The sequence below is a fragment of the Microterricola gilva genome, assembly GCF_004217495.1.
GTDB lineage: Bacteria > Actinomycetota > Actinomycetes > Actinomycetales > Microbacteriaceae > Microterricola > Microterricola gilva.
Map to the genome: position 1 here is coordinate 3,036,749 of NZ_SHLC01000001.1, position 15,343 is coordinate 3,052,091.

Annotated in this window: 13 protein-coding genes; 5 read left to right on the top strand and 8 right to left on the bottom strand. The window is 64.3% G+C overall.

The window, feature by feature from the left end; translation table 11 throughout:
• Window positions 1–24: 24 nt before the first annotated feature.
• Window positions 25–468, top strand: coding sequence for a MarR family winged helix-turn-helix transcriptional regulator (locus EV379_RS14075; protein WP_165397377.1), 444 nt, complete (start codon window positions 25–27; stop codon window positions 466–468).
• Between the two features lie 152 nt (window positions 469–620).
• On the opposite strand, the gene EV379_RS14080 is transcribed toward EV379_RS14075, so the two are convergent.
• From EV379_RS14080 to EV379_RS14090, 3 genes are all read right to left on the bottom strand, one after another.
• Window positions 621–1,664, bottom strand: a complete 1,044-nt coding sequence (locus tag EV379_RS14080; protein ID WP_130506692.1) for a hypothetical protein — start codon at window positions 1,662–1,664, stop codon at window positions 621–623.
• A gap of 76 nt (window positions 1,665–1,740) precedes the next feature.
• The gene (locus EV379_RS14085; RefSeq protein WP_130506693.1) at window positions 1,741–3,345 is read right to left on the bottom strand and encodes a sensor histidine kinase; all 1,605 of its coding nucleotides are present in this window, start codon (window positions 3,343–3,345) and stop codon (window positions 1,741–1,743) included.
• Window positions 3,342–4,100 (bottom strand): response regulator transcription factor, encoded by a 759-nt coding sequence (locus EV379_RS14090; RefSeq protein ID WP_130506694.1) that lies wholly within the window; start codon window positions 4,098–4,100, stop codon window positions 3,342–3,344. The genes EV379_RS14085 and EV379_RS14090 overlap by 4 nt, the downstream gene beginning before the upstream one ends.
• A 177-nt stretch (window positions 4,101–4,277) precedes the next feature.
• Between EV379_RS14090 and EV379_RS14095 the strand changes: the two genes are divergently transcribed.
• The 3 genes from EV379_RS14095 (at window position 4,278) to EV379_RS14105 (ending at window position 8,438) form a co-directional block, all read left to right on the top strand.
• The gene (locus EV379_RS14095) at window positions 4,278–5,765 is read left to right on the top strand and encodes an ABC transporter permease (protein ID WP_130506695.1); all 1,488 of its coding nucleotides are present in this window, start codon (window positions 4,278–4,280) and stop codon (window positions 5,763–5,765) included.
• Window positions 5,766–5,863: 98 nt separating this feature from the next.
• Window positions 5,864–6,532, top strand: a complete 669-nt coding sequence (locus EV379_RS14100; protein WP_130506696.1) for an ABC transporter ATP-binding protein — start codon at window positions 5,864–5,866, stop codon at window positions 6,530–6,532.
• Window positions 6,533–6,986: 454 nt separating this feature from the next.
• Window positions 6,987–8,438 carry a sugar transferase gene (locus tag EV379_RS14105; RefSeq protein ID WP_130507496.1) on the top strand — a complete coding sequence of 484 codons (1,452 nt, stop codon included), beginning with the start codon at window positions 6,987–6,989 and terminating at the stop codon, window positions 8,436–8,438.
• A gap of 144 nt (window positions 8,439–8,582) precedes the next feature.
• On the opposite strand, the gene EV379_RS14110 is transcribed toward EV379_RS14105, so the two are convergent.
• Genes EV379_RS14110 through pseB form a run of 5 tightly spaced genes read right to left on the bottom strand, consistent with a single transcriptional unit; the run spans window position 8,583 to window position 13,399 of the window.
• On the bottom strand, window positions 8,583–9,344 hold the full coding sequence (locus tag EV379_RS14110) for a cytidylyltransferase domain-containing protein (protein ID WP_130506697.1): 762 nt from the start codon (window positions 9,342–9,344) through the stop codon (window positions 8,583–8,585).
• Entirely contained in the window at window positions 9,341–10,417 is a 1,077-nt protein-coding gene (locus tag EV379_RS14115; RefSeq protein ID WP_130506698.1) for a glycosyltransferase, read from the bottom strand. Before EV379_RS14115 ends, EV379_RS14110 begins: the two co-directional genes overlap by 4 nt.
• Complete coding sequence (locus EV379_RS14120) at window positions 10,417–11,490, bottom strand: N-acetylneuraminate synthase family protein (protein WP_130506699.1); 1,074 nt, start codon at window positions 11,488–11,490, stop codon at window positions 10,417–10,419. The genes EV379_RS14115 and EV379_RS14120 overlap by 1 nt, the downstream gene beginning before the upstream one ends.
• A gap of 12 nt (window positions 11,491–11,502) precedes the next feature.
• Entirely contained in the window at window positions 11,503–12,414 is a 912-nt protein-coding gene (locus tag EV379_RS14125) for an SDR family oxidoreductase (RefSeq protein ID WP_130506700.1), read from the bottom strand.
• Window positions 12,415–12,418: 4 nt separating this feature from the next.
• Window positions 12,419–13,399, bottom strand: a complete 981-nt coding sequence (gene pseB, locus EV379_RS14130; RefSeq protein WP_130506701.1) for a UDP-N-acetylglucosamine 4,6-dehydratase (inverting) — start codon at window positions 13,397–13,399, stop codon at window positions 12,419–12,421.
• A 532-nt stretch (window positions 13,400–13,931) separates the two neighbouring features.
• Here pseB and EV379_RS14135 point away from each other — a divergent pair.
• On the top strand, window positions 13,932–15,335 hold the full coding sequence (locus EV379_RS14135; protein ID WP_130506702.1) for a lipopolysaccharide biosynthesis protein: 1,404 nt from the start codon (window positions 13,932–13,934) through the stop codon (window positions 15,333–15,335).
• Window positions 15,336–15,343: the final 8 nt, after the last annotated feature.

Sequence of the window (15,343 nt, forward strand, 5' to 3'; positions counted from 1 at the left end):
AGCGGCAACAATAGGATGCTGAGCATGAGCCCCGACCAGACGCCATCGACAGACGAAGCCATCGCCGAGGTGGAAGCGCAGCTCGGAGTGCTCTTCGGCCGCGTGCGCACGCTCTGGAAAGAGGGTGCGCATCGCGTGCACCCCGATCTCCAGCCCGTCGGCTACAAGCTGTTGGCGACGTTGGTGCGCTCGGGCTCATGCAGCGCAGGGGCTCTCGCAGAACTCCTCGCGACCGACAAGAGCGTGATCAGCCGTCAGGTGAAATTGATGGAGGAGCTCGGTCTGGTCGTGAGCGCACCCGACCCGAACGATGGGCGCGCACGCATCCTCACCGCGACGCCGGAGGCCGTGGTGAAGATCGACGCGATCCGCGACACCAACCAGGCGCAGCTGCGCTCCCGCCTGAGCGACTGGACGGACGACGACCTCACCCGCTTCGCGACGCTGCTCGCACGCCTGGCCGAGTAACCCCGTCGACCTCGTAGAAACCGCGCCCTTCCGCTCAGGAAGGGCGCGGTTTTTACGAGTTGCGCGACGCGCAGCGTCGCGAAAGGCGGCAGCCCAGAACCGCGGCAGACTCGGGGACCACCCCTGGTGCTGGGGCAGGTGCTCGCGGGGCCTCAGTCCCCTGAACGCCCCAGGACGGCGGCACCGGCGATGAGCACGAGAGCGGCCGCTCCGCCGATCAGCAGCACGTCGCTCGAGACGTTGACGCTCACCACCGGTCCGGATGCCGCGGCCGGCGCCTCTGCGACGGGGTCCGTGATCGGGTCGGCATCCACGTCGGCGTGGCCTCGCGACCAGTTGGCCGCAGGGGCGAGCGGCGTGGGGGCGGCATCCGGGGCGGCGGGCAGCGCGGGAGTCAACGGCGTGAGCGGGAGCGCGGTCTCGGGTTTCTCAGCGACGAGCACGACGGCACTCGGCGCGCTCAGGCAGCGCACCGGCTCCTCACCGGCGCGCGTCACGATCGCGCGCGCCCTCACCACGAGGCCGAGGTCGGCGGCACGCACGCTGTAGTCGGCGCCCGTCGGCGTCGGCAGCGCCGCGTCGGGCACCGGGCGGGAGGTCGGCTCCGGCGCGGGCGCCGCCGTCGACGCGGGGGTCTGGCTCGGGTGCGGGGTCGGGCCTGGCACCGCGGTCGGCACTGCCGTCGGGGTTGCGGTCGGCGTCGGGCTCGGCACGGGGGTCGGCTTCGGCGTCGCGGTCGGCACCGGGCTTGGGCTCGGAGTCGGGCGGACCGGGCTCGCCGGCCCGCTCAGCCACTCAAACGCCACCGCCTCGATCCCGGCCACGCCAGTCTCCACCGGCTGGACGGCTGCCCCGAGCGGCGAGTCATCGACGGCGTCGACCTCGGGCGCGAGCGCGTCATCGCCTGACGCATCCGGAAGGGCGGCCGTCACGGCTCCGACCGTCGTCAACCTCAGGGTCGCGGTCAGAGTCGAGCCGACGCGTGCTTCTCCGTGCACCGACACCTCGACGCCGCGGCATCCGCGGTCTGACTCGTCTGCTGGCGTGCCGACGGAGGCGCCGACCGACGACGTGACGTCGTCGGTTCCGGATGCCGCGGCAGCCGTCAACGGCAGTGCGAGCGCCGCGGCGGACGCGGCGCAGAACGCGGCAGCGGCGAGCGCGCTGAGCACTCGACCTCGGCGCGTCTGCTGCACAACAATCCCCCCGCTGGCGTGGGACGGCGCGATGGCCGACCAGCCGCGTTCGCAGCAGTACGTTCCCGCACCAAGGCTAGTGGACGGCCGAGTTCCCCTCGCCGCGCGACACCCGTTCCTCGGGCTGGCCGATCGGAATCCGCACCGTGAACACCGTGTCGCCCGGCTCGCTCTGCACGGTGACGGTTCCGCCGTGCGCCTCGACCACGGCGCGCACGGTCGCGAGGCCGAGACCCGTGCTCTGCACGGCGGCACCACCGTCGCCGCCGTCGGCGCGGAAGCGCGAGCTGTCACCGCGCACGAAGCGCTCGAACAGGGTGCCCTGCACGAGCGGGTCGACACCGGGGCCGTCGTCACGCACGGTGAGCACGGCATCCGACCCCGCCTTGTGCAGACCCATCTCGACGTTCGTCCCGGGCGGCGTGTGCACGCGGGCGTTCGCGAGCAGGTTGACGACGACCATCTGCAGGCGGCTCGCATCGCCGTTCACGACGATCGGCTCCTCGTCGAGTGCTGCGCTCCACTCGTGATCCGGTCCGGTGACCTGGGCGTCGCCGAGCGCGTCAACGGCGAGCGCCGTCAGATCGACCGGCAGGGATTCCAGCGCGCGCCCCTCGTCGAGGCGGGCCAACAGCAGCAGGTCTTCGACGAGCGCGCTCATCCGCTTCGATTCGGCCTCGATCCGGCCGAGGGCGTGGGCGGCATCCGGGGGCAGCGCCTCGCCACTCCGACGCGTCAGCTCGGCGTAGCCGCGAATCGCCGCGAGCGGCGTGCGCAGCTCGTGGCTGGCGTCGGCGACGAAGTGCCGCACCTTGCGCTCGCTCGCCTCGCGGGCGGTGAGGGCGGATGCGACGTGCCCCAGCATCCGGTTGAATGCCGCACCGAGCTGCCCGACCTCTGTGCGCACGTCGGTGTCGGTTGTCGGCACTCGTTCGGCGAGCGCGACCTCGCCGCGATCCAGTGGCAGTTCGGAGACCCGCCTGGCCAGGTGCGTCACCCGCTCCAGCGGGGCCAGCGAGGCGTCGATGAGACGGGTTCCGGCGATCACGGCGATCGCGATGCCGAAGAGCGCCACGATCGCGATGATCAGTGCGAGCTGCGCCGAGGTGCCTTCGACGCTCGCGAGCGGCAGCGCCACGATGAAGCTGAGCCCCGGGCCCTGCTCGCTGACGATCGCGCGGTAGTTGCCGAGCCCCGGCATGTCGACGCTGTACGGGTTGCCGTCGGCCGGAACGGTCAGTAGCGCTGCACGTTGCTCCGGCGTCACGCCGAGCACGCCGCCGCTCTCGGAGATGCGCCCGGCCGACTCGATCGTGTCGCCGAGGATGACGGCCCCGATGGTGCCGACCGGCTGCCCGGGAACCTGCAGGGCCAGGCCGGCCTCGCCGCTGCCGTCCGGCGGGGTGCTGCCGGGCGGCAGGCCGGAGCCAATGCCGATGCGGCCGCGGTCGGCCGCGGAGTGCAGCTGCACGTCGAGGCGTTCCACGAGCGAGCCGTGCAGGGCGGCGACGCTCACGAGTCCGATGATCGTCGTGACGAGCACGAACAGCGCGATCGTGCCGAGCAGCAGCCGGCGGCGCAGCGTGAGCGGGGCGCGCAGCGCCCCGAGCGGGGATCCGGCGTCGGGCTCGGTTTCGGAGTCGGGCGCTGGGCTCGACGCCGACACGGGTGCCTGCGTCATCCGGCGGCCTTGATCATGTAGCCGGCACCGCGCACGGTGTGGATCATCGGCTCGCGGCCGGCGTCGATCTTCTTGCGCAGATAGGAGATGTAGATCTCGACGACGCTGGCCTTGCCCTCGTACTCGTAGCTCCACACCCGGTCAAGGATCTGGGCCTTGCTCAGCACACGGCGAGGGTTGCGCATGAGGAAGCGGAGCAGCTCGAACTCGGTGGCGGTCAGCTCGATCGGCTCGCCGGCGCGGCTCACCTCGTAGCTGTCCTCGTTGAGCAGGAGGTCGCCGACGCGGATCACCGGGTCGTTGGCCTGACCGACCGCCAGCGAGGAGCGGCGGATGAGTGCACGCAGCCGGGCGATGACCTCTTCGAGGCTGAACGGCTTCGTCACGTAGTCGTCGCCGCCGGCGGTGAGTCCGGCGATGCGGTCGTCGAGGGAGTCCTTGGCGGTGAGGAAGAGCACTGGCACCTCGCTGCCGTCCGCGCGCACGCGCTTGAGCACCTCGAGCCCGTCGATGTCGGGCAGCATGATGTCGAGCACGATGGCGTCGGGGCGGAACTCGCGCGCGGCGACGACGGCGCCGTGCCCGTCTCCGGCCGTGCGCACCTCCCAGCCCTCGTAGCGCAGCGACATCTTGAGCAGATCGGTGAGCGAACGCTCGTCGTCGACGACGAGCACCCGCACGGGGTTTCCGTCGATGCGCACGAGCGGCGCGATGGCTGCGCTGGTGGCGGGGGCGTCGAAGTTTGAGCTGTTCACCGTTCGAGTATGCGATGCGTGCCTATGAGCTGTCTATGAATCAGATCTACGGACGCCGCACGCGCCGTCATAGTGCTCTCCCAGCTCTGCCATAGGCGTGCCATAGTCGCCGCTCCTAGCTTCGAGCCAGCCACCCTCGACACGCCCCGTGGCCGAGATCCAGAGTCAAGGAGCCCCATGTTCTTCACCCTTCTCCGGCGCGAAATCGCCGGCCGGCGCAAGCAGACGGTGATCATCGCCGTCGGCATGGGTCTCGCGATCGCGCTCGTGATCGTCGTCAGTGCGTTCTCGGCCGGCGTGAAAGACGCCCAGGCCGCCGTGCTCTCCTCCGTCTACGGCGTCGGCACCGACATCACCGTGACACAGGCGCCAACGGCGCCGGTCGAGGGCGGCGGCCGCTTCGACTTCGGGGCGGAGGCCGGGGCGACCAGCGACGGCACCACGGCCATCAGCACGTCACGCCTGGAGGCCTCCCGCGGCACGAGCACCTTCGATGCGGCCGCCCTGGACACCGTCGCCGGCGTCGACAATGTCGCAGCGGCATCCGGCACCCTCGCGCTGAACAACACGACGTTCAGCGGCGAACTGCCCGACATGACGCAGATGCAGCAGGGCGCGCCCGGCGACGGTCAGGCCCCGCCCCAGGGCGGACCGGACGGCGCGGGCGGCAGCTCGTTCGACGTCGACTCCTTCAGTGTGCTCGGTCTGGACCCGACCGCTGCGGCCGTCGGCCCGCTCTCCTCCGTGACCCTGAGCGCTGGCCGCAGCCTCACCGCCGACGATGCCGAGGCCGCGGTCGCCGTGCTCGACTCCGCCTACGCCACGACGGCCGAGCTCGCCGTCGGCGACAGCATCACCGTGGCCGACACTGAGCTCGAGGTGATCGGCATCGTCACCTCCAACGCCGCGGATGCCGCGACCGCCGCCGACGTCTACATGCCGCTCGTGCTCGCGCAGCAGCTCGCCGGCCTCGACGGCCAGCTCAGCACCGTCTATGTGCAGGCCGCCTCCTCCACCGACATCGACCAGGTGCAGGGCGACATCGAGACGGCGCTGCCCGACGCCACGGTGAGCACGCAGGCCGATCTCGCGTCGAGCGTCTCCGGATCCCTCGCGACCGCGTCCAGCCTCGTGACCAGCCTCGGCCTGTGGCTCTCGGTCGCTGTGCTGCTCGCCGCGTTCCTCATCGCCATCCTCTTCACGATCTCCGGGGTCACCCGTCGCACCCGGGAGTTCGGCACGCTGAAGGCGATCGGCTGGTCCAACCGCCGCATCGTCGGGCAGGTCACGGGCGAGTCGCTCGTACAGGGCCTCATCGGCGGGGCAGTCGGCGTGACCGTCGGCCTCATCGGGGTGCTCGTGGTCAACCTCGTCGCCCCGACGCTGAGCAGCGGCGTCGACGGGGCCGGTGGCGGCATGCAGGCAGGCGGCCCTGGTGCCGGGGCGGATGCCGCGGCGGCAGGCCCCGGCGCCATGCCGGGTGGTTTCGGCCAGGCGGCATCCGCTGCAGCCTCGAGCGACGTCACACTGCAGGCGCCCGTCACCCTCAGCGTCGTGCTGATCGCGGTCGGGCTGGCTGTGCTCGGCGGCCTGCTCGCCGGTGCGTTCGGCGGCTGGCGCGCCGCCCGGCTGCGCCCGGCCGAGGCCCTGCGCAGCATCGGCTAACGCCCCGCCTCCCGCTCTCCCGCTGGTCGAGTAGGCCGTCTACGGCTGTATCGAGACCAAGGCCCCCGAAACCACTTCACACCACAAAGGACCCACTCATGTACACCCTCGAGAACGTCTCCAAGAGCTACAAGCAGGGCAAGCGCACCGTAACCGCACTGTCCGGTGTCACCCTCTCCATCCCCGAGGGGGCGCTCGTCGCCGTCCAGGGCCCGACCGGCGGCGGCAAGTCGACGCTGTTGCAGATGCTCGGCGCGCTGGATCGGCCCAGCTCAGGCAGCGTGCGGCTCGGCGAGAACACGCTGTCGGCGCTCGGCGACCGCCGGCTCGCGCAGATCCGGGCGCGCGAGATCGGCTTCATCTTCCAGAGCTTCAACCTCATCCCGACGCTGACCGCGGCAGAGAACGTCGAGACGGCCCTGGCTCCGCTCGGCCTCCCCGCGGAGGCTCGGCGCACCCGTGCGGCGGCCGCCCTGGCATCCGTCGGTCTCGCCGACCGCCTCGAGCACCGTCCCGCCGAACTCTCCGGCGGTCAACAACAACGTGTGGCCATCGCCAGGGCGCTCGTGAAGGAACCGGCGGTGCTGCTCGCCGACGAGCCGACGGGCAATCTCGACGAGCAGACCCGCGACGAGATCATGGATCTGCTCGAGGGCCTCTGGCGTGAGCGCGGACTCACGCTCGTGCTGGTGACCCACGACTCCGCCGTGGCCGCGCGGGCCGAGCGCCGGCTGCACATCGCGCACGGTTCCGTGCGCGAGCTCTAGGTACATCCGTCGTGACGATCGAGGCGCTTGGAACAAGCACCTTCCACGAGCCCGGCAACGACAACCTGGGCCGCCCGGCCGTCAATTTCACGCCCTCTGCTGCGCCCCGGTGAGAGCAGCCAGGTCTCGGATCCCTTCTCCGTCGCAGCGAGCGGCCGCGGCAAATTCTCCGGGTTCTTGCAATGCAGAACACACCGACGGTGGCGATCGACCCGTCAGGCAACAATTTGGAACTACTACGGGAAGCCTCAGGTCCCTAGATGTGATGAACGCTAGGCCCTCGCTTGTCGCACGTATCCCTATCACCTGTCTTGATTCAGGTTTTCGTTCACCAGCGTCGATACCGACGGTTGCTCAGAGTTGTGGAATCATAGCGTCATAGGTTTTCGGCTGTTTCAAAGGCGTCGATTCGGCTGGCTCTGAGTGCACGGGGGAGCAATTGGGTTTGGACAGCATGCGCGCGACGGGGGTTCTCAGGCGCAAGACCTGGCAGCGCGCGTACGCGATCCGTCTTTTTCTGAGCGACATCTCTGTCGTACTTGTGGCCGTCTTTGGAGCTCAGATCTTCTGGTTTGGCTCAGAGCCCGTTGACCTTGCCGCGCAAAACGCTGGTGGCGTGCGGATCGGGTACACCACGATTTCAGTCCTTCTCGTCGCAGCATGGATGATTGCCCTCGACGTTTTCGCCACACGCGATCACAAGGTGATCGGGAGTGGCACGCTCGAGTACAAGAGGGTCGCTGACGCGACGATCTGGCTGTTCGGCCTGTTCGCGATTCTGGCGTTTCTATTCCGAATCGAGCTCGCTCGTGGCTACTTTCTGACGGCGCTCCCCATCGGCCTCCTTCTCCTCTTCGTGGCTCGCTGGACGTGGCGGCAGTGGCTGCGTCGTCAGCAAAGCGGGGACCAGTATGTGTCGCGGGCCCTGCTGATGGGTGAGCGACTCAAATCGGCTCACGTCGCCAAGACAATTCAACGCACACCCGGAGCCGGCCTGCTTCTAGTCGGAGCGCTCACTCGTTCGGGAACAATGAGCAAAGGGCCAATCCAGGGCGTCGCGGTACTAGGTGACTACTCCGAGCTCATGATCGCCGTCGACGCGTCGAATGCCGACACGGTGATCCTCACCGGCGCCGACGAGATCAGTCCCGACGATATGCGCCGCATCGGCTGGGACCTTGAGGCACGCAACATCGAGCTCATTGTGGCACCGGCATTGACCGACATTGCAGGACCGCGCATCCATGCTCGCCCGGTCGCTGGCCTGCCGCTCATCCATGTGAGCTATCCGACTCTCGAAGGCGCGAAGCGAGTGTACAAGCGCACTTTCGACATCCTCGGCTCCGCCTTCTTGATTCTCCTCGGATCGCCCGTACTCATCGCCGTGGCCATTGCAGTCAAGCGATCGGGCCCTGGTGACATCCTCTACCGCCAACTTCGTGTTGGCCGACGCGGTAGAGAGTTCGGCATGCTCAAGTTCCGCTCCATGGTTCAAGATGCCGACGACCAGCTCGAGAGCCTGCTCGACGCTCAGGGCACCTCGGAAACCCCGCTCTTCAAGGTCACGAACGATCCGAGGATCACCCCAGTGGGAAAGTTCCTTCGGAAGTACTCGCTCGACGAGGTTCCCCAGCTTTTCAACGTGTTGCTCGGCGAGATGAGTCTGGTTGGCCCGCGCCCGCAGCGAGCAGCAGAGGTGGCCCTTTACGATGACGCCGCACATCGGCGATTGATCATGAAGCCAGGCATGAGCGGGCTCTGGCAAGTGAGCGGTCGGTCAAACCTCAGCTGGGAAGACAGTATTCGTCTCGACCTCTACTACGTAGAGAATTGGTCTCTAACGGTAGACATCATGATTCTGTTCCGCACCGTTCGAGCGGTCGTTACCCCCGAAGGTGCGCGCTAACTGCCCACGGCGGCTCTCAACTCCAACACCTCAGAGACTCGGGTGCTTGCCTCCCTGGAGCGAGAATCGTGAACCGCTCCGTCCGCCGACCCTAAGACACTCCACAAGTTCGTGCGTCCAATTCGATGAACAATTTGGGGTGGCTCACGGCTCCCAACGCTCATCAACCACATCAACCGTTTTCTGAGTCGAGCCCGCATTGATTTCGGAAAGTTCCGGATGCATTCTGACGACGCGCAAAAGGTCGAGCCAGTTCATTGTGGTTGGCGGCACGAAACCGGCAAGCGCACGGGCCAACGCAAGATCTTCAGGGGTATCAACCGTCCATCTGAGGCTTGACAGGTCTTCGTCTAGATCGATGATCTCGATGGAGAAGCTGTCGGGGTTTTCATAGATGAATGGCATCACGTGCTCTCGGTGGTGTCCTTCACGCGCCTCTGCCCACGTGCGCTCCAACGCCGCACGCGTGACTACCTCGACATCGAGACCCACTGGGTACGTGCGCGGATATGGCGGCGGCAGCCTGCTCGCGGCGAAGTCGACATTGTGTTCCTGTTGCGCGCGAATGACAGCGTCGATCACTGCGGGGTCCATGAAGGGGCAGTCTGCCGTGATGCGCACGATTAGGCTCGCTTCGGGATGTTGTTGGAGCGCCTGATAGTAACGGTCCAAGACGTCAAACTCACTGCCTCGATGCACCTTGACGCCGAGCTCAGCGCCTAGTGCCTCAACGAGATCGTCGGCCGGCGAGACAGTTGTCGCAATCGCCACCTCGCTCACGAGGCGTGATGCCTGCGCTCTCCGAACAACACGGCTCAACATCGGTTCCCCTCCGATGTCGGCGAAGACCTTGCCTGGGAGGCGGCTCGACCCGGCTCGGGCCTGAATCAAACAGAGCACGCTCATTGCGTTCCCTTCTCGGGATGCCGATCCTGGTGACGACTGATCGCCAAGTCAGCAAGGTCGCGGAGCCTTTGAGGGGCCTTGGCCCAATCAGCTCGCTCACGCACCAGCGTCAGCGCATTGCGTGTGCGTTCAGCAGACGCTTCATCCGGTGATGTTCGTCGATGGCACTCCCGCATGAAAGTACTGAGCCGATCGACATCGCCCACCGGGAAACTGGATCCGGAATGTTCAGTCACCCACTGTGCGTTTCCAGGGATCGCCGTTACACAGACAGGAGTCCCGCACGCCATCGCCTCAAGAAGTGAAACGGATGTTCCATCGACGGGGGAAGGACTGATGTACAGATCAGCCGTTCGATACAACGCAGGCAATCGAGCCCAATCCACGGATCCGATGAATTGAACGCGCTCGGCCAAGCCCGCGTCCACAATCATCTGCTCAAGCGTTGCAGAAAGCGAACCACCAGACGCAATAAGCAGTCGAAGCTCCCGATCGCTGGACGCCGCGAGGATGAAGGCGCGAATCAGAGTATGAAGGTCGTATAGAGGCTCGTGTTGCCGGGCGCACAGTACCACGCGCTCATCATTCACCCAGCCGAGCTCCTGCCGAAGGTCTAAGCCCTCAGGGGTCATACGCGCGAGGTCGATGCCCCAAGGAAACTGCACGATCGAGCCTGCTGGAGCCCCTAGCGCAAGCGCCTTTGCCTGCGGCCCATCGTTGTCGACTAGTATCGCGTCAGCCCGCTCGATGGACCGCCGCGCTTGCGCTAGAGCTAGCACATCGATGTCGACATCCTTCATGAGGTCGAAGCCCCACGAGGTCACTATCAGCGGACCATCCCAGTGTTTCACCACTTCGGCAGCTACGTCAGTGAGGGGCCCAGCTTGCACAATGTTGGGCGAGAACTCCCCAAGCGCAGCTGCTACTCGCTCCCCAAAATCACGAAGCTGCGGCGACGACGATGACCCGTCGCTGACTGCAACCATGAGCACGTCAAACCCTGCAGCCATCCACGCGTCCAGAAAACGCACATCGTGCGTTGTTCGACCGCGCGAGGCGTAGAGGATTCGCACTAGGGCTGCCGTTCGAGGTCGCTCCAGCTCACGGCATCGTCGGCCGACACGTCACGGCGGACTACCAGGCCCACGAGCGACTCAACCTTGCTCGCCGGGATAGCGTCAGCAGGACATGGCCGGAGCACGACGAGATCGTTGCGGCTGAGGACCGTTCCAGCAGCGACATCCCTGCGGAAACGAACCGCACGACGTTGCACGACGACGGTGTCAACTTCGTTGGCCTCCACGTGCTTGTACGACGTTCCGAGTGACGCCTCCAGCTCACGCGAACGATCAACCATGTCTCGCCACGTGATCGGGTCCATTGAGAAGAGGTGGTCTGGTCCGGGTCGGGTTGTGTCGTCGGTGAAGTGCTTCTCAACCACGCGAGCACCAAGAGCAATGGCGCCAAGCGTTGAGGCATGTCCTGGCGTGTGATCAGACAGACCCAGCACCACATCGGGATACAACTGGGCGAATGACTTCAACACGTTCAGATCAAGGAAGTTGAAGTTGTCGTGTGATGCCGTGTAGTTCGTGTTGCACTGCATCAAGACAATATCGTTGGTGTGCTTGCGCACTGCTTGCATCGCGGCATCGACATCGCCAATGCTTGACGCTCCGGTCGCCAACAGCATTGGCTTGCCCTTTGAAGCGGTGTAGCTGATCGCCTCGAGCCAAGTAATGTCCCCGCTTCCGATCTTGTACGCCGGAACGTACGGCTCAAGCATGTCAATTGCTTCGAAATCGTAAGCAGCGGAAAAGTAGTGGATGCCTGCGTCGTCACACGCCTGCTTCAGCACCGGCGTCCACGCGTGGGGAATAGACGCCTCGGCGTAGACCTCTGTTACTGGCTTTGTCCAGGACGCCTGGTGGCTCAGCTTTCCGCCAAGCTCCGCGAAACCCTTGTCGGAGACGATCTCTTTCGCTGCGAAGTTCTGAAACTTCGCAGCCTCCGCACCTGCCTCTGCAGCGAGGTGGATGAGAGCGACGGCCCGATCCAGATCCCCGTCGTGGCTGGCGGCGATATCGGCGACGAAATATGTCGGGTACTCAAGCCCGATCTTTCTGCCGGCAATCTGAAGGTCCATTTGTTCCTCGCTCTAGTTCGCGTACTGTTTGATGATCTCCGGCACACCGGAATCGAACGCCGCTCGGAGCCGCGCAATACCGTCAAGCTGCCCTACCGGTCGGGAACCGGTCGTACTCCAGAACTTGTCGACCGAGAGGCTCATCTGCGACCCGCGGCGGTCTGCGAGATGATCCGCCGAGGTGGCTTCCCTCACCAGAAGGGGATCGAAGCCGAAGGCCTTAGCGATGTTGCGGCCGAAATCGTACTTTGAAATTGGCTCGCTGCTCACGACGTTGAAAATTCCACTCGCGCGATGAGCGACGAGAAGCGCGATGCTCTCAACGAGATCCCCAACATACATCGTGCTTACAACAGTGTCCGTGAAACCGTTCACTGTGTGACCGGCCGCAAGCTCGCGATGAAAGAACTCCGCAAGGCTTCGTCGTCCGGTAGGACTCCACCCGTAGAAGTTGACGCGGGCGATGATTGCATCTGGATTGGCCTCGAGCACCGCATTCTCGGCCCGTACTTTGCTTCGCCCGTACTCAGTTGATGGAGAGGCGGGATCGGTTTCGGAATAGTTTCCGATGGATCCGTCGAAGACCGCGTCGGTTGAAATGAAAACGAATTTGCTTCCAACGGCGTAAGCCTGGCGCGCTAAATCGGCTGAAGCGTCAACGTTGACCAACTGTGCGAGCGCCGGGTTGGATTCGCAGGCCTCGATCGACGAGATGGCGGCGGAATGGAAAATGACGTCGGCAGCCGCACGATCCACCAATCCACTTCGACTGTTGGCAGAAGCGAGATCGGCGGCGAGGAAGGTCGCTGGGGCGGACCTGGGCGCGCTCCGAGCTGTCAGAACGATCTCTGACTCTTCGCCAAGCCGCAATGCGACGTTCGAACCAAGCAGGCCAGTGGCCCCGGTCACCAACCACCGTGGCATGTGCTTAGTCGTTCGCTCGGATCATCTCGCGCAGCTCATCGACTGACAGCCACAGATCGTTGGTGTTGGAGTAGTAGGCGAATCCATCTTCAACAGGCGTGCCTGCTGGCGCCTCGTATCCCCAGCCACCGATGTGCGGCATGACGACATAGCGGGATCCCAAGTTGAGCGTGCGGCGGGAGTCGTCCGGAGCAATCATTTCCTCGTGAAGCTTCTCGCCTGGACGGATCCCGATCTCGTGCGTGCGTGCTCCAGGGGCGATAGCTTCAGCCAGATCGGTAATACGCATTGAGGGAATTCGAGGGACGTACAGCTCACCGCCGGACATACTCTCAAACGACTCGAGCACGAAGCCGACGGCCTGCGAGATCGTGATCCAGAAGCGAGTCATGCGGTTGTCAGTGATCGGTAGCGACTCGCCGCGCTCGGCGAGCGCACGCCATGCAGGGACGATGCTTCCACGGGATCCCATGACATTGCCGTACCGCACGACAGCAAAGCGCGTTTCGTAGCCGGCAGCATAGTGATTACTGCTGATGAAGAGCCGGTCTCCGACGAGCTTCGTGGCACCGTACAAGTTGATAGGGCTGGATGCCTTGTCGGTTGACAGCGCGACGACCTTCTTGACTCCACTGTCGATCGATGCATCGATCACGTTCTGCGAGCCGGCAATGTTCGTGGCGACAAATTCCGAAGGGTTATACTCGGCCGTGTCAACTTGCTTCAACGCCGCAGCGTGAATGACGTAATCTACGCCGTGAAAAGCACGACGCAAGCGCGCCGCATCTCGGATATCGCCAATAAAGAAGCGAAGACGCGGGTCATCGTTGAACATCCGGCGAACTTCAAGCTGCTTCAATTCGTCACGGCTGAAAATGGCCAAGCGGCGGACATCATGGTTGGCGAGAAGCTCACCAATGAGTGCTTTTCCCAATGAACCAGTTCCGCCGGTGATGAGAACGGAACTTCCACTAAGAATTGACATTGACCCTCATAAGACTCTTGTTCGAGTGACTCCCGACCTGAACGTGAGAGTTTCATGAGACATGCACTTGTGCCGCCCCCGAAGAGCCACTATACATGCGAGGTTTCGATGGCGATTTCGCTGAACCGCGATTCTCATTTGACGCGGAGCTGCTCGATCGGGGCGCATCAACGATGCCTCTGTGCCGTGGTCCGGGCCGGGAAGCGCAAGCAAGGGCGGCAGGACTGGAGTTTTCCGAAATGCCCTTTAGACTTACCGAGCTAAGGGAACGGCTGAGGTCGACCCCGATTAGATGGATGACGAAGACAACCCGGCAGTGGCTCGGTTGCTGTTTTCAGCTTGGGCGCCGCTGAATCGTCTCCGCATTGCATCGTCCGCACGACAACATCGTGTCGCGCGCCCTGTTCGAGGTCTAGCGACCGTGGCTGAGTTGGAACAGCAGTGAAGCAACCATGATCGACACCGGTTGCACTGGGGGTTGGAAGAGATCTTAAGAATCAAAGCAGTTCCGAAACGTGCCGGTGGCCAATTGGTGACCACGGGCAGCCTCTACACGCTGGGGCTTGTTGCGCCGATCATTTCGATGCTCCTCACCACTCCCCTAGTCACGAGAGCCCTCGGACCGGAAGGCTATGGAACCGTCGGCGTAGCAATCACGCTGAACCAAGTCGGCGCCATCCTCCTTGGATTCGGCCTTCCGTACGCCATCACCCGGCATGCAATCATACGGAAATCCGGCGTCAGAGGGGCGTCCTTCCTCGTAGCCTTCGGAACACTTCTCGCACTGCTCACGGGTGCTGCTCTCGCCGTTCTTGTCCCTCTTTGGGGGCCGTTGGTCCTTACGAACGGCGACAGCGATGTGCTGATCTGGCCCGTCATCTCCGCGGTCGGCCTAGCCATGCTTTCACTCACCCAGGCGTTCTTGCGCGCTGTCGACAGAGTGTGGCTCTTCGTTGGTCTCGGGACATTGTCGTCTCTGCTTGCGCCGGCTCTCGGGTTCGGGATGCTGCTGGCATTGGGCCCATTGCCTTCCAACTACCTGAGCGGGTTGGGTATGGGACATCTCATTGCTGGCATCGTCAGCATCCTCGCGACTGTGATGATCGCTGTGCCCAAGATCTCAATGCGCGAGCTCTGGCAGAGCATACGAATCGGCGCACCGACCATCGTGCACACCATCGCCACAACCTTTCTGATCAGCGCCCTCGTGGTTCTGGCTTCACAGATGGCAGGCGCAGAGGTGGCAGGAAGACTTCAGCTCGGACTGCTTCTCGGCACTGCGCCGATAATCCTTCTTGGTGCGTTCAATAACTCTTGGGCACCAATCGTTTATCGCTCAAGCGATGCCACTCGTTCGAACGTGCTGCAGGACACGCTCCGAATAGTGTCTCTGCTTGTTTTCGTCCTGGTCGGCGGTTACTGCACGCTGGCGCCCGTCGTCGTGCCGTTCATCGCCGGCCCCAGTCTCTTCACACCCGAAATGCTGGGTGCGTCCCTAGTGGCCACAATCGCGGCGCCCTTCATGGCCCTCTACCTTGCGAATATGCATCTGGTGTTCCTTGCGGGCAATACGGCTTGGTTGACGCTCACGACGCCTCTCTCTTTGGTGTTCAGCGTCGGAGTGGTGGTCGCTGGCATCCAGCTCGGAGACACTACCAATCTCGTCATTTTCGCGTGTGGAGTTCCAGCCTTCTACTTCGCGCAATGGTTGATCAGCATTCTGTTGCGTCGACGGACTGGATTCGAGTCGCCGCGGATTCGTTCCGCGCTGCCCGCGTTGTGCGCAGCAATGGCGCTTCCAGCAGTTGTTATTCTGCTTCGGATCGACGCTGTCGTTACGGGAGTCCTCTTCGTGACGCTCGCCGCTGCTTTCGCGTTCTCTACGAAAGTGAATGGCTTGTTTTGGAATCGGGCAAAGGGTATGGGACGACGATGACGAGCCAA